The organism is Cytobacillus oceanisediminis, assembly GCF_007830235.1.
GTDB classification, from domain to species: domain Bacteria; phylum Bacillota; class Bacilli; order Bacillales; family Cytobacillaceae; genus Cytobacillus; species Cytobacillus oceanisediminis.
In genome coordinates, this window is the sequence record NZ_VLKI01000002.1 from 153,962 (window position 1) to 175,411 (window position 21,450).

Consider the following 21,450-nt stretch of genomic DNA (forward strand, 5'->3'; position numbering starts at 1 on the left):
GAGTTCGGGTACGAATAGAGCGTAATCGTTCCCTTTCTCCTGTTTTTCAACTGAGTTCGGGTACGAATAGAGCGTATTTGTTCTCTTTTTCCTGTTTTCCAGCTGAGTCCGTCTATGTCCAGCTGGAGAAGCGAGTCAAAGGAAGGCCCCACAGGCGCGTCATGCACCGAGGAGGCTCCCTGACCGCCCACGGAAAGGAAGCTTCTTGAACATAAATCTATTGGCCAAATTTAACAGAGCTTACTTTATAAAATTAGTTGAAGATAAAAATCAGTTGAAGAATTTTTGCGAAGGAGGCTAGAAGATGACTCATGCTATTAAAAATGAGCCTTCTGTTGTCATTCAGGCTTCGAAGAGTGAACTGACTCTAGAACAGATCATAAACAAACCGAGAAAAAGGAAACTAATTGGCCCCTCTGCCAGTCAGCGGGCTGATCCGGTGTTTACTTTTTATTATCCATATATGTTCTATGAATGGAAGGTGACCGTCCCCAGATTTGTTTTCAGGGACGGTAAAGCCCTTATTCGGATTGGTGTAAATGGTTTGACTAATGTAGCTGCCCAAACCGATATTTGGCCTGAATGTGAAACGGTTGAGGCTGAGCCTCAGAGATGCCTGCCGTTCAGGGTAACGGAAGAGTCAGCCAATGATGAATGCAAGCTGGCACTTGAAAATTATGTTTTTAAGTTTATGAGGCCATTAAAGCCGCCGATTTACCAATTAAGCCGGAAGGAAATGATTTATCTGCCTTACCATGTTTTTTATGAGAATTCGACAGGCAAAAAAACGCTGATGGTAACAGAAGCATTAACCGGAGTGACGGCGGAAGCCAAAAAAATGAAAGAACTGAATTCGTGGCTTGAGAGTATGGCAAGACACAATTGATGCTTTTGGAAGCGTTGTCATTTTTGAACCCTTTTCTGGGGAGGTGAAAATATGACTGTATTGCATTACGGTGCCATTTATATTTTGGGTTCCTGGGTAGTCCTTGGCTTTTTAATTTTTAAAACAGATATGTTTAAAATCGACTAATCATTAATAGAGGGGGTCTGTATATGTCAGTAATTGCTTGGTCTTGGATTTTAATGGTGTTCTTTATTGGGCTGATGCTTTATCTGGGTTACGCGGGAATGAAGAAAACAAAAAATGCAGATGATTTCGCTACAGCACGTTCAAGCTATGGGCCCATTGCCCTTGGACTTGCCGTATGTGCCACTACAGCATCTGGATCTACTTTCATGGGTATTCCGGGTACTGCCTATACCTCGGGTTTTCCAAGCTTATGGTATCCGATGATCTATCCGATTGGCATCTACGGCGGGATGCTTTTAACAGCGAAAATGGTTAAGCAAATGGGCGACAAATTCAGCAATCGTACGATTCCGGAGATTGTTGGGGAACGTTTTAACAGTGAATTCTTGCGTGTTGGGCTGGCTTTGCTATCTTTACTCCTTATTTTCTATATCGTTTCCCAGCTGGTCGCAGCTGCATTGATGTTCCAAACGATGATGGGCTTAAGTTACCAAGCAGGGCTTTGGCTAACGGCCATTGTACTTGGCATTTATCTGGTGCTTGGCGGATCGCATTCCGATATTTTAACGGATGCTGTTCAAGGTTTCCTCATGTTAATTATTGCCGTTATGATCACTGTTATGTTCTTTACTGGTTTTGGAGTAGATGGCGGAGTTTCTGCCATTAATGATGCGATTACAGCCAAAAATCCGCAGGGCGGATGGGACACACTGTTTATTGAAGGGCATAATACTTATGGCAGTGCATGGCTTGTATTCCTCATTTTAATTGCCCATATTCCATTTGGTGTGCTGCCGCATATCGGCAACAAGTTTTTTGCTCTTAAAAATGGAAAGCAAATGAAGGTCTTCTTAAGCTTTTGTATTGTTGGCGGCGCTCTGTTGCCAATGATGGCACTTGGCGGATTGTTGGGGGCTGCGGTGATTCCAGGTACACTGGAGAGCGCAGATGCGGTTATCCCGGCATTATTTGTTGAGGTATTCCCTCCATTTGCTGCAGCGCTGATGGCCGTTGTTGTCTTATCGGCTATCCTTTCTACAGGTGACGGATTGGTCGTTTCTTTCTCACAAATTTTCGCAAATGACCTTTACCGTAAAACGATTGCGAAAAATAATCCTGATAAAGAAAAGGTAGAAAGAAATTCTTTAATCATTGGCAGGGTATCCGTTGTTGCCTGTCTTGTACTGGGAATCATTCTTGCGTATAACCCTCCTCAATCTTTGGCCATGTTCTTATGGATCGGTGTTGGGGGAATGGTATCAGGCCTTGCAGGTCCGCTTGCGATCGGGGCTCTTTGGAAGCGAGCCAACAAAGAAGGAGCAATCACTTCATTTTGTGTGGGCGTGATCAGTTATGCAGTGCTGTATATGGGATGGATTCCAGGCCTTGAAGCCATTACAAATCCATTTGCGGCTTCAGGCTACTCGATTTTAGTCGCTTCTGCCGTCATGGTTGTGGTAACGCTGTTAACGAAACCGATGTCTCAAGAGTTTATTGACAATATTTACGGTTCAGAAGTCATCGTACCTGATAGTAAGACGATTTCCCAATAAAGATACGGCGGCTTTTTTCAAGGAATGGCGTTCATTTTGAAATATATTTTAACTATAACCATAATGCTAATGACACTAACAGGGTGTAGTTCAGTGCCTTCACCGGAGGCTGACTCTTCTGAAAATGAGGAAGGATCTGCACAGCCTGAATTGGCCGGAGGGAACATAGACCGGATTATCCCGGGACATGACATTGCCGTATTTAAAAATTACAATACCGAGCAAATTGGCAAAAACAGCATCGTCACGATTGTTAAGTAATAAATAGACCAGAATGGCCGGATACAATTCGTATTCGGCATTTTTCTGGCAAAAGGGAGAGAAACCTATGTCACGGATCGGCACATATCTTTTACTCGTCTTCGTCATGCTGATGTGGGGATTGAATGTAGTGGCTATTAAAATATTAATTGAATATTTTCCGCCTATTTTGATGCAAAGCACCCGAATCTTTCTTGGAGGACTCCTTCTCATCCTGTTTTTCTGGTGGCGGAAAAACCTGCAAAAGATGACCAGGAAAGAGTGGCTTATCACGGTATTGGCAGGAGTTTTGGGCGTCACGGGACACCATTTGTTTTTGGCGATCGGCCTGTTGGAGACAACGGCTTCCAATGCAGGCATTATCCTTGCACTCAGCCCATTAACCACTTCGATCCTCGGGATTCTCTTTTTGCATGACCAGCTGACCAAAATGAGATTACTCGGAATCTGCATAGGATTTGGAGGTGTCCTTTTTGTTGTGCTGAACGGCAACGGACAGCTGGGCGGCATATCCTTGGGAGATTTCTTAATTTTTATGGCGATGCTCACACAGGCTTTCAGCTTTATCTTAATCAAACGAAACTCTCAATCTGTTAATCCCAAATTTATGACAGCCATCATGCTGACAGCGGGTTCAATCGTTATGTTCCTGTTTAGTTTCTTTATCGACACCAAGGGGATATCAAGCATGGCTGTAACCGAAATAAGAGTATGGATCATCTTCCTTTTGTCAGGTGTCGTGGCGACAGGAATTGGCCAGCTCCTCTACAATATCGCTATTCAGCATATCGGCCCTGGACAGACAACGATATTTAACAATCTCATGCCGTTCTTCACCCTGATTGGATCGGTTTTATTTTTAAAAGAAACTATACTGATGGAGCAAATTATCGGGTTTTTGTTTATTGTGGCTGGGGTTGTACTGGGAACGGGGTATGTGGATGATTATTTTATTAGTAAGAAAAGGGAGAAGGTTAGCGCTTAGGTACCAGGTACCACCCGATTTTTGTCGAATGAAGTGGATCTGCTGGTCATATATGTCAGCAGGTTTTTCTTTGTTCGCAAATAGGAATAAATACCTATTTTGATAGGTAATATTTACTTATTGATATAAAAAATGGTATATATTAGATATAAAGACACATGAATCGTACGATAAAGGCAAAGTTGCTGAAAGGTGATGACGCAAAACTAGAGGGGCTAAAGTCTTAGAGACCATGCCAGCCAGCTTTCGAATACGTTCTCCTGCGGTTTATGTAGATAGGGGAGGGATTGTGTGTTAAATCCTTTTTATAAATTAAAAGTTTATTGGCATTTATTTCAGAAAGTACATTATGAATTGTTAATCATCGGTTGTCTAGAGGATGATCTAAAGGATAAATATTTGAAGAAGGCATTGTATCATAAAGAAAAAGCATTCCAGTAAGAAATATGGAAACTTAGTCTTTCATTACCAGGTACCACCCTAATTTTATCGAAAAATTGCAGGGGGCAAATGATGCTCTCTGCTTTTTTATGTTATAGTTCTGTTTCTTTTGGTTTAAAATCCATCCTGTCAATTACAAGTATGCTATAGACTGCTTCGATAATTCTTTCACTATGCACCCTTTTGGCTTGCTGTTTATGTTTTTTTTTCCTTTCGTATTTGTCATCATTTGCCCAATCTCTGGATATAAAAGAGAAGGTTTAATAGGCCTACAATCCTGAGACTTTATTAGTCTTTTTTTATTTTTTTTAAGATTATAAGTTTATTCTTTTCTTCCATGGGTAAAAAGGATTTTGTAATAGCTTGCGTTCAGACTTTTTTTAAAATTCCCACTTCACCTTAGGACCTCCAAGACTTTCCTGGAAAACCGATAATATATCTAAGGGCAAAATTACTGAAAAGTAATGACGCAAAGCTAGAGGGGCTTCTATCAAAAAGATAAAGCCAGCCAGCTGCCATCAAAAAGAAAAGGAGAATAGTTGATGTCAAATCACACTTGGATTACTCCGGAAGAGATTGCGCAAAGGAAAAAGCTTAAGAAAAGAGCCCTGTATATTTCCTTTCCCATTCTTACAGGTGCTATCAGTGCGTTGGTAACAGTGTTAGCGAGTCAGTTGTGAAAACCAGCATCCAGGAAAGTACATAAGTTGAAAAGGCTTCCCGGTGAGGGAGGCTTTTTGTTTTGGGATATTAATCAAACGATTGATTGATTCCTTATTCACGTAAAAGTTTTTTCGTTTTCATGCATATGCATCTGGCCGGCTGGCAAAAATGGTTTGCTAAAAGGGTAATAAGGCGTGAGAGTATTGTTAAGGATAATATTTCTAATTGGCTGGGCAGTAGTGATTTTTATCTTTACCTGTGTGGACAGTATTGAAACATTGATGGAAATGAAAAGTATTCAATTTAATTGGACCACGGAGCCAATGGTAGAAGAGATGCTAGAGCCTCTTCCTGCAGACCTATCCAACGACTTCCTGCTTAGGAAAGCCGGTCATGCGCTAGTATTTTTTATTTTAACTCTAGCATTGTATCTGGTTCTTCCTTCTCCTTTCTTAAATTTCCTTTACGCATTGGTATATGCAGCGGCAACCGAGACTCTGCAGTTATTTTTCATGAGGGATGGAAGGTTCTTTGATCTGGGATTTGATAGCTTGGGGATCTTTGCTGCGGTCTTGCTTATTGTCTTAGGCAGGAGATTTTTGAAGATAAATAATGAAACGAAAATAGATACCTAGAAGGGGATATTACCCATCTAGGTATTTAGTTTGTAAAGTATATTTCTGCACGATTCCTATCATTGGTGAAAACATAATAGTGCTGAAAGTCGCTGCCTATAACCCTGATTGGGTACTCTTTTAATGAAAGGGTATAACGGTGTTCTTTATTTTTATAAAAGAAAAGGCAGTCACCTTCTATTTCAAGGGAGCTATAGTGAAAAGCCTCCCTTTTAATTAGAAGGCTATCTTTATAAAAATTCAGGATCACTTGGCGGTTTTGATAGGTATTGAAAATGGCAAGATCCCTTATTTGTTTTTCCATACTCTTAGTACATACCCTCCACAGCCACATTGGTCGATATATTTGGCATCGATTTTGTTTCCAAAGAAGAGCAACAGGGACTCGGTTAAATAATCATCCGGATTGCCAAAGTCTGCTGGTGTTACAACGTTGACATAAAATCCTTTCGCCGTCTGCTGCACTGCATCAATTGCTTCCTTTACGATTAACTCCAAATTGTTCTTGTATTCCCCGTGTTCCAGTGAAATGGACCAATTTGTTTCCATGAAATCACCCCTTAAAGCTGCTCGAACTTCCTAATTACATTATACCGGCTGCAAAACCTCGAACCTGTGAGCTGCTTCACTTTCAACCAAAAAAGCAGTCTCCCAATAAATAAAAAATCAATCAAACGTTTGATTTAAATCCTTGAGGGGATTATTCGACAAAATTCGGGTGGTACCTGGTACTAGGTAATTTCTTCAATAAAATGGTAAACTATTGAAGGGAGGGTGATTTATGAGAAGGATATTGTTTGTCGTTTTAGCTGCCCTGGTTTTGGCCGCTTTGAGCGGGTGCAATAAGGAGATAAAGCCCCAGGATCGCTTTGCGCAGTATGTGGATCATTGGAATAAGCAGGAGTTCGAAGAGATGTATGAATTCCTTTCCGAGGATGCGAAGCTGGCGATCGGCAAAGAGGATTTTAAAGAGCGTTATGAAAAGGTTTATAAAGATTTGGAGATAGACAATTTGAAGGTTACATATGAGCCTGATATGGAAAAGGAATATAAGAAGGAAGAGAGCGTCAGTTTTCCTTTTTCTGCTAGTATGGACAGTGCTGCCGGGAAGATTGATTTTACCCATGATGCGAAGCTTGTGAGGGAAGAAACGGAAGATGAGGAAAGCTGGTTTGTGGCTTGGGATACGACATATATTTTTCCTGAGCTGGGACCTGAGGACAAGATCAGCTATTCGACCATTCCGGCTAAGCGCGGTGATATTGTGGACCGCACCGGAGACCCGCTTGCTTTAAACGGAACCCTTTATGAAATTGGTGTGGTTCCTGAGCAGATGGGGGACCAGAAGGAGCAGACCATCAAAGGTTTGTCCGAGGCACTTGGGATTTCAGAGGACCAGATTAATAAAAACTTGAATGCCAGCTGGGTCCAGCCGAGTTATTTTGTGCCGATTAAAAAGGTTTCCCCTGAGGATCGGGAAACACTTGATAAAGTTTTTGCCTTAAAGGGAGTCCTAAAGCAGGATGCAAAAGGAAGGATTTATCCTTTTGGCGAATCGGCTGCCCACTTGATTGGCTATGTTGGACAAATTACTGCTGAAGAGCTTAAAGAACGAGAAGGAAAGGGATACTCCAGTACTGATATTATTGGGAAAAGAGGACTGGAGCAGGTTCTGGAGGAACGGCTAAAAGGGTCGAATGGAATTAAAATAGGTATTAAAAAGAAGGATGGTTCAGAGGCAGTGCTGGCTGAAAAGCCGGTTGAGAATGGCGAAAATATACAGCTGACGATAGATGTTAACCTCCAGCAATCTCTTTTCAAAGAACTGGGAGGAAAGCCGGGAACCGCTGCGGCGATTGACCCCGTAACAGGTGAAACCTTGGCGCTGGTCAGCAGCCCAAGCTTTGATCCTAACCAGGCTTCATTAGGTTTTACGGCTGATGAGTGGAAGGCAATTGAAGAGAACAAGGACATGCCGCTTATGAACCGTTTTAAGCAAACCTATGCTCCAGGTTCTGTTATGAAGCCGTTAACTGCAGCCATCGGATTGACAGAGGGTACGCTATCACTGGACGAAACGATTAATGTGAAGGGCCTCCAATGGCAAAAGAGCAGCTCGTGGGGAGGATATAAGGTTACACGTGTAAAAGATCCGGGTGGTCCAGTTAATTTTGAGAAAGCAATGATGTACTCGGATAATATTTATTTTGCCCAGGAGGCTCTCGAGCTTGGGAAAGATCGATTTGCGGCAGGGCTCAAGAAATTTGCATTTGAAGAAGAGATTCCATATGCATTCCCGCTTGAGCAGTCCCAAATCGGCAGCCTGGACAGTGAGATTAAGATCGCCGACTCCGGTTATGGCCAGGGGGAAGTTGAGATGAGCATTCTTCATCTGGCAATGTCTTATACGCCTTTTATCAATAAAGGCTCCATGATAAAGCCTGTATTGTTGGAAGGTGAGGAAAAGGGCCAGGTGCTAAAAGAAGGCGTGATGAACGAGGAGATCGCTAACACAGTGGCGTCCACGATGGTAAAGGTCATTCAGGAACCAGGCGGTACCGGCCGTGCTGCCTATATGAATGACTATCCTCTAGCAGGTAAAACCGGTACGGCAGAGCTCAAGAAAAGTGCTGACGAAAAAGGCCAGGAAAACGGCCTATTCGTTGCCTACAACCCACAATCACCTAAGCTGCTTATTGCGATGATGATTGAGGGTGTTGAAAACAGCGGAGGCTCAAAAGTGGTTGTAGAAAAAGTAAAAAATGTCTTCGAGGCGCATAAAGGGCGTTTCTAAGGTAATACCTGAATATGTAATTAAGAAAGTGCCTGCATTCCTGAAAAGGAGCCCAGGCATTTTTTTTCGACAAAATTCGGGTGGTGCCTGGTACAAAAAAGAGCTATCGCCTATTTGCGATAGCTCTCCTTTGCGTAAAGAGTAGGGCTTTAGTTATACCCGTAGCTGATCAAGTTAGTAAAGATTCGGTAGCCGCCTGGGACTTGGCCTTGGATTTGGCGGTAGAATACCAGGTTGGTGTAGAGGTAGGTTCCTTCGCCGTAGTTGGCCATAAGGATGCCGCCGTCGAATGGTTCCTCGTTTGGATCTCCCATGCGCACAAAGGTTTCAAAACGGTCATCCCATTGCATTGGATAATATAATCCTCTTTCCTGAACCCAGTTATCCCAGTCAGTATCCGTAATTTTATTAGGATAGTTGTACAGCGGTGATTCAGGCTGCAATACGGTTACTGCTGCATTTTCATCCGTTACTCTCCAGCTGATCGATGGGCTGCCAATCGTTAACGGATACGGTGCCGTTGTGTCCTTATCCCAGCCATCGTTCGGCTTATGATACTGAACCACCACATGTCCGCCATTTTCAACATATTGTTTCAGACGGTTATTATTCGCAGTAAGGTCTTCCCTTGATAAGTAGGCGCGAATACCGACCACGATTGTATCATACTGGCTTAAATCTCCTGAAGCTAAGTCTGACTCGGTAAGCTTTGTAACATCAAGCCCTGCATTTGAAAGATAATCTGCTACCATATCAAAGCCGCTCTCAATATAGCCAACCTTTAAGCTATCTGGTGCAAGCAATTCAAAGGCTACTCCATTTACTTGGGCAGGATACAGATAATAGAAAGTGCCGATATGGTCATACTGGATTTCCTGAATAGTAGAATCAAAGGTTTTTCCATCCACAACAGCCTGGGCAGATACTTTAAAGTCCCCGTCCTGAATATCGGCTGGCGGATTCAATGTAAAAGTTACTTCTTTTTCCTCCAAAGAGGAGTCAAAGTTAACCGTGGCTGTTTCCGGGCTTACGGACCAGCCTTCAGGAACATTCAAGGATACAGAAGACTGTGCTGCTCCATTGCGGTAGTTTTTCACCTTCACAGTTACTGGAACTTCTTCCTGAACCTTAGAAGTATTAATAACTAAATCCTCAGGAGAAAGAGTGAGTCCGACGTCTGGCAGAACTGCAATGGTGCCTTCAAGTTCAGATACTTTAACAGTCTTTGCTCCGGCAGACTCATAGCTGACATTAACCTGTATGGCAGGCTCGGCATATGCATGGTAATACTCTGCGTCTGATGGAACACCTACGTCATATTTGATTTCTAATGTTTCACCAGGTGCAAGGTCAGCAGCTTTTCCATTGCTGGAAACTTCCCAGCCCTCTGGAGTTAACAGTTCAGCATCAGCTTTCTTCAACTCTTGATCTCCGTTATTCTTTAACGTCACTGTAACGTTTGTTTTCTGTCCTTTTGTAAGGATCGTGGATTCAGCAGCCGCTTTGATGTTGAGCTCGGAGGAGACGAAGCTCGCATTTAGCAGTTGTTCCTTTTTAACTTCAAGCTTATGAAGCAAATCAGATTTCAGTTGTGCATTCAGCGCGGACTCTTCTGTTTTCTTTACTAAATGGTCTGCTTCTTTTAAGGCCTTTTGAGTTTCGCTAAATACTTTGCTATGACTAGGATAGCTGGAGATAATAGAATCCAGGTTCTTTTGGAATTTAGTAAACTGTACTTGCAAATCTTTCTCTTTCGTTGGAAAAGCTTGGGCCCACTCTTCAAAATCATAAGGGATACCGGCAAAAAGCTCATTGCTGCCATTTGTCTCAACAGCGCTATTAACTAGTTCCAGGTGAGTCTGTCTTGGGGCAACAGGGATGTCATTTCCCATCCCCTGGCTTTTATGCATATAGCGTGATTGCTCACCTATTTGCGGATAGGATTTACCGTAAACAGGGTCATACATTCCGATCTCTATGGAAGTATCAGCTGTATCTTTTGATTCCGCTGGCAAATAGTGCTTTTTAATCTGCCAAACTGATAATCCTTCTTTTAATTGTTCAGGAAAAACGTTAGGATCTGCTGCATCTTTGAAAGCTTCTTCACTTAGGATGGTCATTGTACGGTGGTGTCCATGCTGGGTATCTGAGTCTCTGAAGGAAGGCATAACAATATCAGGCTGGTAAGTACGAATAAAACGGATTAGTCTTTCATAAGTAAGATCCTTTCCCCAGTGATTAAGAGTCTCGTCCTTCGTTTTCGAAAATCCGAAGTCATAGATGGAATCTGAGGTCGTTTCACTTAGATGATAGGCTTTTACACCTGTGATTTTTGCTGCTTCAATCATTTCTCTGGAGCGGATAATTCCAAGGCCATTGCCAAGCTCCAGCCCGATTTCATTCTGGCCGCCTTCACCGCGGTTGGCAATTAGGCTTGAAGTTTTTACACCGAGGCCTCTTGATAGGTAGGCAAGAAAATCACTTCGCTCATCATCAGGGTGTGCCCCAGTGTTCAAAAAACTGACAGTTGTCTCAAGTGGCTTTACTGCGCTCCATAGATCTGCATCATGCTCATCTGACTGGGCACTTCCGCTTACAGGCAGCAAAGACAGGATTAGCGCTAGTGACAGAAAATAAATAAAGATTCTTTTCAAAGTGTGTTACCCCTTTCAATTTTTAATAAATTCCTAGCCCTTTTACACTCCTTTCTTCCTGGGTATAAAGTAGGTTAGTTAATCTGCCTAACTAACTGCAGATAAACCCTCCCCTAACAAATATCATAATAGGGTAAATCTGTAAGTATTGCAACATTCAGAAAATTATTTATTTTAATTGAACTCCCATAGACATAATAAAATGCTGAATTATCATAAAATTAAAAATAATAGGTTGTAAACATATACCAGGTAAGTTATATTGGAGTTAATTAGTAATATTTACTAACCAAATCAATTAAGGCCGTGATGAGATGAATTTAAATGGGACACCTATGCAGATGAAATCAATGAATAAGAAAAGGGTACTTCAATGGATTCAGGAGAATTCACCGACTTCAAGGGCTGAGATTGCTGCGAAGATTTCTATAAGCAAACCAACTGTTTCTTTATTAGTGGATGAATTGATTGGAGAAAAGTGGGTTTATGAAAAGGGGATAGGAGAGTCGTCCTCACAAGGCGGCAGGAGACCTATACAACTCTATTTCAACGATAAAGCGGCTTATGTGATCGGAACGGACATCGGCGGCACGAAAGTAAAGACTGTTATTAGTGATCTGGGAGGAAATATTGTAAATTCAAGCAGTTTTTCAACCAATCAATTTTTGGAATCAGGACTTCTAAAGCAAATCTCCAAAGAGGTGCATGCCATGCTGGATGAATGCCAGATTCCTTTGAAGCAGGTGCTTGGAATGGGAGCAGGTGTACCGGGTATCACGCAAACATCCAGCGGGGTAGTAGCTGAAGCGCCGACTTTGAATTGGGTAAGATACCCTTTTTTAAAAGAAGCCCAAAAATGCTTCTCTTTTCCAGTTCATGTAGATAACGACGTAAATGTTGCTGCATTAGGCGAACAATGGATGGGAAACGCCAAAAATAAACGGAATGTTCTGTTTATAGCAGTCGGAACGGGAATCGGAAGCGGGATCATTATCAACAATCAGCTTTACCGTGGATATTCAAATGCTGCCGGTGAGATGGGCTATATGGTGACGGATAAAACGGATATGAAAAAAGACTTCAAGCCGATCTTTCACCGTTATGGTTATCTGGAAAGTGTAGCCGGAGGGAAATCTATCGGAAAAAAACTGACAGAATTAATAAAACAAGAGCCTGATCATCCAGCATACTTGCAGGCACAGCAATCAGAACTGCCTGGGGAAATGGCCTTTACACTAGCAAAAAAAGGTGACAAGCTGGCCATTTCGGTAATTGAGGAGTCCATTGAGCACCTTGCATATGGAATTATTAATGCTGCAAGCTTACTAAATCCCGAGGTCGTTATTTTAGGAGGTGGTGTTTTAAAATCATCTGATTACATTCTGCCCAAATTACAAGTTATCGTGAATCATTATCTTCCCAGTTCAGTAGAATTGAAGACTTCACGATTAGGTGAAAATGCAGGAGTCCTTGGTGCTGTTTCACTCTTTTTGCGGGAACATGAAAGTATTATTAAATTTTCATAATGAGGGGGATTTTTAAATGAAAAATAAGAAAAGGGCGTCGATTTTAACAACTTTATCCATATCAGCTGCATTACTGCTTTCTGCATGCAGTTCTGAACAAGGTTCCAGCTCCAGTTCCGATTCAAAGGAGCCGGCTGAGAAAGAGAATAAACTGGAAGAAAAGGTTGTTGTGTATTCTCCGCATGGAAAAGATATTTTATCAAAGTTTGAACAGCAATTCGAGGAAAAATATCAGATTGATGTTGAGTGGCTTGATATGGGATCACAGGAGATTCTGGACCGGATTCGCTCCGAGAAAAATAATCCACAGGCAGATGTTTGGTGGGGAGCTCCATCTGTGAACTTTGATCAGGCAAAAGATGAAGGGCTGTTAAAACCATATGAGCCTTCCTACTCCGGAAGCCTGGCGGAAGGATTCCATGATCCGGATTGGAACTGGTCCGGCACAAGCCAAACACCAGAAGTCATTATGTATAACAGCAAAGAATTGTCTAAAGAAGAGGCGCCTAAAGACTGGGATGAGCTTCTTGACCCTAAGTGGGAGGATGAAATCATCATCCGCTACCCGCTTGCTTCCGGTACGATGAGAACGATTTTTTCTGCGATGATTTATCGTGATTTCAAGGATTCCAATGATACAGCTGCCGGATACGAGTGGCTCGAAAAATTGGATGCAAACACAAAAGAGTACGCAGCGAATCCTGAAATGATGTACAACAAGGTGGCCAAAGGGGAAGGAAAACTTTCTGTTTGGGCGATGCCAGACGTCGTTATGCTAAAAGAAAACAAAAACTATCCTTTTGAATTTATCATTCCGGAAAGCGGTACACCTGTCTTAACAGAAGGAATTGCGATTGTAAATGAAGCTCCGCATCCAAAAGCGGCAGAAGCATTCTATGAGTTTGTCAACACTCCGGAAGCAGCCAAAATCCTTGCTGAGGAATTCTACCGCATTCCAACAAGGGATGACATTGAAGGGCTTCCTGAGTGGATTACCAATACAGAAATCAAGAGCATGGATATCGATTGGAAAGTATTCCAGGAGTATAGTGACAGCTGGATGAAGTATTGGGATGAAAACATTAAGAGCGGAGAGAAAGAAATTAAAGAATAGGAAGTGTAATAGGTATGGCGTCTATAAACATTGATAATGTCCAAAAAGCCTTTGGAAAGGTTATGGCAGTTGATCATTTAAACCTTGATATAAAGGATGGGGAATTCTTTACCTTCCTTGGACCAAGTGGATGCGGTAAGACTACCACTCTGCGGATGATTGCTGGTTTCTATTATCCTACTAAAGGTGTTGTCCGTTTCGGCAAAAAGGATATGACGCGTGTACCTCCTGAAAAGAGAAATACGGGCATGGTTTTTCAAAACTATGCCCTTTTTCCTCACATGACGGTCTTTGAAAATGTCGCTTTTGGATTAAGGGTTAGAAAGCTTGGCTCTAAGGAGCTCAAAATGCGGGTTGAGGATGTATTGCAAAAAGTCAGGCTTGAGCAGTATGCCGATCGTCAGGTGAGCCAGTTAAGCGGAGGTCAGCAGCAGCGTGTCGCATTAGCGAGGGCTTTAGTGATAGAGCCGGAAATTTTGCTTTTGGATGAACCTCTTAGTAATTTGGATGCAAAGCTTCGCGATGAAATGAGAAGCGAAATACTAAGATTGCAAAAGGATTATAAAATCACCACTATCTATGTTACCCATGATCAGTCGGAGGCTCTTTCTATGAGCGACCGGATTGCGGTGTTCAATTTTGGGGTCTGCCACCAGGTGGGGACACCATCAGAAATTTATAATGAGCCTGCCAATGATTTTGTAGCCGGGTTTATTGGGGAGATTAATTTACTTCCTGTAAAAATCGAGAAGATTGAGCGGGAATATATTTATGTAATTGTGCAGAACGGTGAGAGTTCGAGTGAGCTTGCTGTAAGAAATGCTCCATTTAATTATAAGGAGGAAAATAAAGGTGATTTAGCTTTATCGATCCGGCCGGAATCTATCAATATATTGGACAAAGAGACGGAAGGGAAAAATATTTTCAAAGGAACGATTGAGGAAGTACAATTCTTTGGTTCGCTTATCAATATCCTCGTCCGTACTGGCGGCCTGCAGCTGCAGGTAAACGCACTTAATAGCGGTTTATCAAGAAACCTGGAAGCGGGATCGGAGGTATGGGTGGAACTTCCTGATGAGCAGATGCGGATCATCCCAGTTGTTAATGGTGATGGATCATGATTAAAAATCGGGATACAAGATTCACACTGCTTCTTCTCATTCCAGTCCTTTTAGTATTGATAGCCTATGTGTTATACCCATCTTTGCGGACTTTTATGGAAAGCTTGCAAAAAGACGGCAGCATGACTTTTGGCAATTATAGTGATTTCTTTACACAGGAATCCAAAACAAATTTGGAAGCCTTGTGGAACTCTGTTTATATCTCGATTTTGAGTGTCCTTGTAAGTGCATTTATTGGTATTCCGCTGGCATTCATCTTCAACAGGTATGATTTTCCGGGCAGGGGGTTTTTCGCATCAGCTGCCATTATGCCTATTGTCCTTCCGTCATTGGTAGGGGTTATGGCCTTTATGTTTTTATATGGTGAGACAGGTTTGATTCCGAATGCCATTAAAGATTTATTTGGGCTGGATGAAGTCCCATTTAAAATTGGCGGTGTATCTGGCATTTTGATTGTCCATGCCTACACGATGTATGTTTATTTTTATATGACTGTTTCATCAGCTATTAATAAAATTGATCCTTCCTTGGAGGAAGCCGCCTATAATCTTGGAGCAAACCGTTTTAAAGTTTTTTGGAAAATAACTTTTCCTTTATTAACACCGGCTATAGTGGCTGCCTCTTTGCTTGTTTTTATGATATCGATGGCATCTTTCAGTGCGCCGTTCTTACTTGCAGGGGGCTACAGGGTATTAAGTTTGCAGATTTATTTTTCTAAAATTAACGGAGATATGGAAGTTGCTGCAACACAATCCGTTATTTTATCCATCGTATCGATTAGCTTTTTGCTATTTATGCGCTGGTATCAAAATCGAAAGGATTATCGGATGGCATCAAAGGGAATTGGTGCTCATCGCAGTGAAGTGAATCATCCTCTTTTGAAGTGGATTTTAGTCTTTACAGGCGTTGTAGGTGTCATCATTTTGCTGCTGCCGCATTTTACGATTCTCCTCCTGTCCCTCGTACCTGATGGCACATGGACATGGCAAACCTATCCATCTGTGTTTAACTTTGAAAACTATCGTTTATTGTACCAGGATCCGAATATTTTCAAGCCATTAAAGAACAGTTTGATTCTGTCATTTATTGCTACAGCAGGAAACCTGATTTTTGGGGTATTGGCTTCCTATGTTCTGGTCAAACGGAAATTTGTCGGCAAAAGCTTCGTGGATATATTGGTCATGATTCCTTGGGCATTGCCTGCCACAGTCATTGGGATGAACTTAATTTTTGCTTTTAACGAGCCAACCATTTTTTCATTTGGGAATATCCTTGTCGGTACATTCTGGATTTTGCCTCTTGCTTATTTTATCCGGCATATTCCTTTGGTTGTTAGATCGACCAATGCCGTACTGGAGCAATTAGATGATTCCATAGAAGAAGCATCAAGGAGTTTGGGTGCAAAGTGGTTTTATACATTTAGAAAAGTCATTCTCCCTCTTATTTTGCCGGGGGTTTTATCAGGGACTTTGCTTGCATTTGTTGAGTCTGTCGGTGAATTTCCGACCTCCGTATTGCTGTATACCATATCCAATCGCCCGATTTCAATCGAGATTATGAATCAGCTTCGCATGTTTAATATGGGGCAGGCTGCGGCTTACGGAATGATACAAATTTCTTTAATTGCATTAGTGCTTTTCATATCAAATAAGTTTTTCGGAGTGAAGGCGGAAAAATCATTGTCATAAAAACGGAGTTGAAAAAATGAGCAAATTAGAAGAATTTATCAAAAATGAAGGCCTTGCTTTTCCTGGCAAAACGTATGTAGAAGAATTGTTAATGCCGGTTTTTAATGACCAGAGAGATTATTTGTTTCATGTCATGTTTGATATTCACCGGGCACATGTGATCATGCTGGCCGAACAGGAAATCATTCCCGAAGAAGAAGCAAAAATTATGCTGGAAGGGATAAATAAAGTTGCCGGGGCAGACACCAGCTTACTATGCTACCAGCCTCAGTTTGAAGATCTCTTCTTTATGATGGAAGCAAAAATAGGGGAAGAGATCGGAGATGAGTTGGCTGGGAAGATTCATATTGCCCGCAGCAGGAATGATATGGGTATTGCCATGTACAGACTCGTCCTAAGGGAGCACCTGCTGCAGCTTCTTGGCAGCGCATATCAGCTAAGCGAGGCATTGCTTGAGCAGGCGGAAATGCATAAAGAGACCTATATGACTGGTTATACTCATACACAGCCAGCTCAGCCAACGACGTTAGGCCATTATCTTCTGGCAATCTATGATGTACTGCAGCGGGATATTAAGCGGCTATGGGCTGCTTATAAAACAGTCAACCAATCCTCACTGGGTGCAGCCGCACTTACCACAACCGGTTTCCCGATCTGCCGTGACCGCACTCGTGAGTTATTAGGATTTGATGCAATCATTGAAAATTCCTACGATTCCATCGGGGGAGCGGACTACTTACTTGAGACTTCGTCCGCACTCATGACTTGTATGGTTAATACCGGCAGATGGATCCAGGATTTTCTTCAGCATGTGACAAGGGAGTTTGGAACCTTCATGGTGGCTGACCCATATGTTCAGGTAAGCAGCATCATGCCGCAAAAACGGAACCCTGTTTCCATTGAGCATTCCAGGTCTATTGCAAGCAGTGCATACGGGGAGGCTTTTGCAGCGATGAACATGGTTCATAATACGCCTTTTGGCGATATCGTCGATACTGAAGATGATCTGCAGCCTCATCTATACCGGGCCTTCAATAATGCCAACCGTGTGTTAAAGCTCATGTACGCAGTCATTGCTACTTTAAAAGTCAATAAAGAACATGCAAGAGAAATGGCGAAGAAATCCTGCATTACCATCACTGAATTGGCCGACACCCTATCCAGAGACTACAGCATCCCTTTCAGAAAAGCACACTCCATTGCCAGCTATATATCCAAACAAACTGTTAAAGAACAAAAGGAACTATGTGACTGGAAAGTGGACGATGTTAATGAAGTGATCCAGGGATTTGTCCCAGTCTCCCTGACAGAGGAAGAGTGGAAGAAGATCATATCACCTGAATACTTCGTTCAAATCCGAAATTTACAAGGCGGTCCGAATCCGGAAGAGGTTTCTAGAATGATCAAAAATCGGACCGAAACACTCACAGGGGAACTGCTGAACTATGAAGGAACTGTGAGGAAGCTTAAGGAGAAAAGAGCTAACCTAATCGGGTTCAGGTTTTAGATATTTTTTAAATGAATATGAGATAAGGTTAATGTAAAGCTGCCAATCGAAATGGCAGCTTTTTTATTTCGACAAAATTCGGGTGGTACCTGGTACCTGGGAAATTCAAACAAAGAGGCCCTGTATTTCTTCGATTAAATGAAACACTGCCGGTGTTAGATTGCGGTCTTTCCAAAAGGCAATATAAACAGGCCTTTGCAGAAACCTTGAATTAATAGAGCGGGTCACGAGGTTAGGATTTGAGTAATATTTAACATAGCTTTCCGGCAGGATGGCAATTCCAAGGTCATGTTCAACCAGGCTGCAGGCGGTTTCTAAACGCTCGATTTCATACATGATATTTGGAGTTAGATTTTCATGCTGAAATGCATTTAAAACATCTTCTCTCGTCTGGAAGCCGGCTGTGCTGATAATAAAATCGTGTTCCGTGAGATCGTTCAAAGTTATGGAAACTAGACGATTAAGCTTGTCGTCCTTATGCATGACCAGAAGCAGATTTTCTATATAAATGGGGATAACCTCAATTTCATCGCTATGAACCGGCTGGTTTGTGATTGTAAAATGAACATCATAATTGGATAGCGACTCTAAAACCTGTTTGTGGCCAAGCAGTTCTTTAAAGTGAATTTCTATATTAGGATAACTTTTCTTAAACTGTTTAATCGTTTTCGGAATCCAGTATTTGGAAGATTCAATCAGTCCAATCGAGATAATACCGCTTCCTGTTTGTCTAATTTCATCGAGATCCTTTAACATATATTCATGCTTTTTTATAAGATCCATAGCACGTGTATAAAAAATTTCCCCTGATTCTGTAAGAGTTAAGCTTCTCGTGTTCCTTTCCAAAAGCTGAATCCCTATTTCATTTTCCAATTTTATTATGCTGTTGCTTAAGGAAGGCTGGGAAATATGCAGGATTCCAGCGGCCTTAGAAAAATTCTTTTCCTGTACTACAGTGGTAAAATAACGAAGCTGCCGAAGATCCAAGTGTATACACCTCTCATTTATAGTTTCAAACTATTAATATATAAAATTTTGGTATTGGTAATTATATATTAACTTAAATATACTTTTTATAGGATAAAAATTCAGAATTTAAAAACAGCAGGAGGAAATATGTATATTCAGCCGTCTAGCAATCATTGGTCCGGGAGAATTGATAGTGAAACAGACCCACTTAGTTTTCGGTTTCACCAGCAGGTAAAATTGATGGACCTCGCAGCTGATACTAAGGAAGTGGGGGTTGGCCAATCGTTTGGCCTGATTGGTTTTAGGTGTGATGAAGGAGTTATAAGGAATCGGGGCAGGAGAGGAGCCGCAAAAGCACCGGAAGAAGTTAGGCTGGCCATTGCAAAATTGCCCTGGCATTTGCAGCCGAATGCAAATGTGTTTGATACAGGTGATATAGCATGTGTGGGGGAAAACATGGAAGAGGCTCAAGTTGAACTGGGAAAAGCCGTTTCCTCTCTTTTTAAAAAAGGAGTAACTCCTTTTATTATAGGAGGCGGCCATGAGACCTTTTATGGCCACTATCTCGGGGTAAGGGAGTATTTAGGCCCTGAAGCGAGTGTGGGAATCATTAATATTGATGCCCATTTTGATATGAGGCCGTATGATCAGCAAACTTCCTCGGGTACTATGTTTAAACAGATTTTGGATCAGGATCAAAATTGCGGCTACTTAGCCGCTGGAATTCAAAAACTGGGGAACACGGCCGCTTTATTTGAGACAGCCCGTAAATATAATGTGAGTTATATATTGGAAGAGCAGCTTTTATCCGCAGAAACTGCTGGTGCATTAAAGCAAATAGATGATTTTGCCGTACAATATGACACCCTTATTCTCACTTTATGTACAGATGCCATTAATTCTTCTTTTGCTCCTGGAGTAAGTGCACCTTCCCCATTTGGTCTTGACCCGAAAACAGTGCGAAAGTTAGTAAGGTATATTGTTTCAAAAGATAAAACAATCTCCTTTGATGTATGTGAAGTAAATCCTTCGTTTGATGAAGGTAAAAAAACGATAGCTTTAGCAGCACATTTCATTATGGAAGCACTTATGAATTTTAACAAATAATCTAGGGGGTACAATATGGACTTGGAATTAAACAATGTTACCACCATCTTTTTGGCGGTTGCCTTACTCATAGCTGGAGGGTTCCTGATTAATAAAGTTTCATTTTTAAAACGGTTTTGCATTCCTGCTCCAGTTGTTGGCGGTTTGTTATTTGCCATTCTTGTAACTATTTTTAAACAGACAGGACTTTTAACTATTACATTAGATACTTCCCTGCAAAGTTTATTCATGCTGACATTCTTCACGACGGTCGGATTGGGAGCGAGCTTTCAATTGGTAAAGCTCGGCGGCAAATTGCTGGTGATCTATTGGCTTGCGTGCGGAGTATTGGCATTATGCCAGAGTGTCATTGGAATTTCTTTAGCAAGTGTTCTGGGACTTGAGCCTTTATTAGGGGTAATGGTTGGTGCTGTGTCCATGGAGGGAGGGCACGGAGCTGCCACTGCATTCGGCGGAACAATTGAGGAGCTGGGAGTAAACTCTGCTCTGTCAGTCGGCCTTGCAGCAGCTACATTTGGGTTAATAGCTGGAGGTCTTGTCGGAGGGCCAACAGTTAAATACCTTATTACAAAATACAAATTGAAACCTTCTAAAGCTGATGCATCAGTAGAGGTGGCAGCGGCTAGTGAAGAGGTATCTGGGAAATCTGCTTTTGAATTCAATTCCCAAAAGTTTATGGTTCAGATCCTAATCATAACTTTTTGTATGGCTGCAGGTTCATATTTGGGTGAGTTATTCTCCACCGTTACAGGCTTTGTACTGCCTAGCTATGTTGGAGCCATGTTTGTAGCGGTTATAGTCAGAAATATTCTGGATAGCTTTAATAAAAACATTGTGGATATGAAAAGTATTAGCTTAATTGGTGATGTTACACTTGGCATTTTCCTTTCCATGGCTTTGATGAGTATTAAACTTTGGGAGGTCGCAGGCTTAGCCCTTCCAATGTTAATTATTGTTATTGTTCAAGTTATATTCATTCTTCTTCTAGGGGTATTTGTTTTATTTAGGTTACTTGGTAAAGACTACGATGCTGCTGTTATGGTAGGAGGCTTTACTGGTCATGGTCTGGGAGCCACTCCAAATGCAATGGCCAATATGGCTGCCATTACTGACCGCTTTGGTCCATCCCCAAAAGCATTTTTAATTGTGCCGATTGTCGGAGCATTCCTTATCGACGTATTCGCCATGCCAATCATTATTACAAGCATTAATTTACTAAAATAATAAATGCTAGGGGCTGAAGGAATTTCAGCTCCTATTTTTATTCGACAAAATTCGGGTGGTACCTGGTACCTATTTATTTCGAAAAATTCACAAAAATTTTACCGCATAAAAGCGTAAAAGGTGTTATAATTGCCTGTATATTCTAATAAGTAGAACAACATAAGGGGGATTTAGA

General features: G+C 41.8%; 17 protein-coding genes and 2 riboswitches. Of the genes, 13 read left to right on the forward strand and 4 right to left on the reverse strand.

All coding sequences use genetic code 11. The features are described 5' to 3' along the window. Window positions 1-304 precede the first annotated feature (304 nt). From IQ19_RS04610 to IQ19_RS04625, 5 genes are all read left to right on the forward strand, one after another. On the forward strand, window positions 305-886 hold the full coding sequence (locus tag IQ19_RS04610) for a hypothetical protein (RefSeq protein WP_144540354.1): 582 nt from the start codon (window positions 305-307) through the stop codon (window positions 884-886). 170 nt (window positions 887-1,056) lie between these two features. Next, window positions 1,057-2,586: a sodium:solute symporter family protein gene (locus IQ19_RS04615; protein ID WP_144540356.1), complete on the forward strand. Its 1,530-nt coding sequence runs from the start codon at window positions 1,057-1,059 to the stop codon at window positions 2,584-2,586. 93 nt (window positions 2,587-2,679) lie between these two features. Beyond that, window positions 2,680-2,847, forward strand: coding sequence for a hypothetical protein (locus tag IQ19_RS27680; protein ID WP_158638737.1), 168 nt, complete (start codon window positions 2,680-2,682; stop codon window positions 2,845-2,847). A 67-nt stretch (window positions 2,848-2,914) separates the two neighbouring features. Continuing rightward, window positions 2,915-3,832: a DMT family transporter gene (locus IQ19_RS04620; protein WP_158638738.1), complete on the forward strand. Its 918-nt coding sequence runs from the start codon at window positions 2,915-2,917 to the stop codon at window positions 3,830-3,832. A gap of 165 nt (window positions 3,833-3,997) precedes the next feature. After that, a riboswitch (cyclic di-GMP riboswitch) is annotated at window positions 3,998-4,083 on the forward strand. 624 nt (window positions 4,084-4,707) lie between these two features. Beyond that, window positions 4,708-4,793, forward strand: a riboswitch (cyclic di-GMP riboswitch). Between the two features lie 346 nt (window positions 4,794-5,139). Beyond that, window positions 5,140-5,571 carry a VanZ family protein gene (locus tag IQ19_RS04625; protein ID WP_158638739.1) on the forward strand — a complete coding sequence of 144 codons (432 nt, stop codon included), beginning with the start codon at window positions 5,140-5,142 and terminating at the stop codon, window positions 5,569-5,571. A gap of 25 nt (window positions 5,572-5,596) precedes the next feature. Here the strand turns inward: IQ19_RS04625 and IQ19_RS04630 are convergent, their stop codons facing one another. Then, window positions 5,597-5,875 carry a hypothetical protein gene (locus tag IQ19_RS04630; protein WP_144540362.1) on the reverse strand — a complete coding sequence of 93 codons (279 nt, stop codon included), beginning with the start codon at window positions 5,873-5,875 and terminating at the stop codon, window positions 5,597-5,599. Beyond that, entirely contained in the window at window positions 5,860-6,120 is a 261-nt protein-coding gene (locus IQ19_RS04635) for a CGCGG family putative rSAM-modified RiPP protein (RefSeq protein WP_144540364.1), read from the reverse strand. Before IQ19_RS04635 ends, IQ19_RS04630 begins: the two co-directional genes overlap by 16 nt. 232 nt (window positions 6,121-6,352) lie before the next feature. On the opposite strand from IQ19_RS04635, the gene IQ19_RS04640 reads away from it, so the two are divergent. Next, complete coding sequence (locus IQ19_RS04640; protein ID WP_144540366.1) at window positions 6,353-8,365, forward strand: penicillin-binding transpeptidase domain-containing protein; 2,013 nt, start codon at window positions 6,353-6,355, stop codon at window positions 8,363-8,365. Window positions 8,366-8,514: 149 nt separating this feature from the next. Here IQ19_RS04640 and IQ19_RS04645 read toward each other — a convergent pair whose 3' ends face one another. Further along, window positions 8,515-11,019: an NEW3 domain-containing protein gene (locus tag IQ19_RS04645; protein ID WP_144540368.1), complete on the reverse strand. Its 2,505-nt coding sequence runs from the start codon at window positions 11,017-11,019 to the stop codon at window positions 8,515-8,517. Between the two features lie 350 nt (window positions 11,020-11,369). On the opposite strand from IQ19_RS04645, the gene IQ19_RS04650 reads away from it, so the two are divergent. The 5 genes from IQ19_RS04650 to argH are packed head-to-tail and all read left to right on the forward strand — an operon-like array spanning window position 11,370 to window position 17,975. Continuing rightward, on the forward strand, window positions 11,370-12,545 hold the full coding sequence (locus IQ19_RS04650; protein ID WP_242020900.1) for an ROK family transcriptional regulator: 1,176 nt from the start codon (window positions 11,370-11,372) through the stop codon (window positions 12,543-12,545). 16 nt (window positions 12,546-12,561) lie between these two features. After that, window positions 12,562-13,659, forward strand: coding sequence for an extracellular solute-binding protein (locus tag IQ19_RS04655; RefSeq protein WP_144540370.1), 1,098 nt, complete (start codon window positions 12,562-12,564; stop codon window positions 13,657-13,659). A gap of 14 nt (window positions 13,660-13,673) precedes the next feature. Further along, entirely contained in the window at window positions 13,674-14,780 is a 1,107-nt protein-coding gene (locus tag IQ19_RS04660) for an ABC transporter ATP-binding protein (RefSeq protein ID WP_144540372.1), read from the forward strand. Next, window positions 14,777-16,468 carry an ABC transporter permease gene (locus tag IQ19_RS04665; protein ID WP_144540374.1) on the forward strand — a complete coding sequence of 564 codons (1,692 nt, stop codon included), beginning with the start codon at window positions 14,777-14,779 and terminating at the stop codon, window positions 16,466-16,468. Before IQ19_RS04660 ends, IQ19_RS04665 begins: the two co-directional genes overlap by 4 nt. A 16-nt stretch (window positions 16,469-16,484) precedes the next feature. Further along, window positions 16,485-17,975, forward strand: a complete 1,491-nt coding sequence (argH, locus tag IQ19_RS04670) for an argininosuccinate lyase (RefSeq protein ID WP_110064477.1) — start codon at window positions 16,485-16,487, stop codon at window positions 17,973-17,975. Window positions 17,976-18,080: 105 nt separating this feature from the next. On the opposite strand, the gene IQ19_RS04675 is transcribed toward argH, so the two are convergent. Next, window positions 18,081-18,962: a LysR family transcriptional regulator gene (locus IQ19_RS04675; protein ID WP_144540376.1), complete on the reverse strand. Its 882-nt coding sequence runs from the start codon at window positions 18,960-18,962 to the stop codon at window positions 18,081-18,083. Between the two features lie 129 nt (window positions 18,963-19,091). Between IQ19_RS04675 and hutG the strand changes: the two genes are divergently transcribed. Together hutG and gltS are read left to right on the forward strand one after the other, a co-directional pair. Beyond that, on the forward strand, window positions 19,092-20,051 hold the full coding sequence (gene hutG / locus IQ19_RS04680; protein ID WP_144540379.1) for a formimidoylglutamase: 960 nt from the start codon (window positions 19,092-19,094) through the stop codon (window positions 20,049-20,051). A 15-nt stretch (window positions 20,052-20,066) separates the two neighbouring features. After that, window positions 20,067-21,275, forward strand: a complete 1,209-nt coding sequence (gene gltS, locus IQ19_RS04685; RefSeq protein ID WP_144540381.1) for a sodium/glutamate symporter — start codon at window positions 20,067-20,069, stop codon at window positions 21,273-21,275. Window positions 21,276-21,450 lie beyond the last annotated feature (175 nt).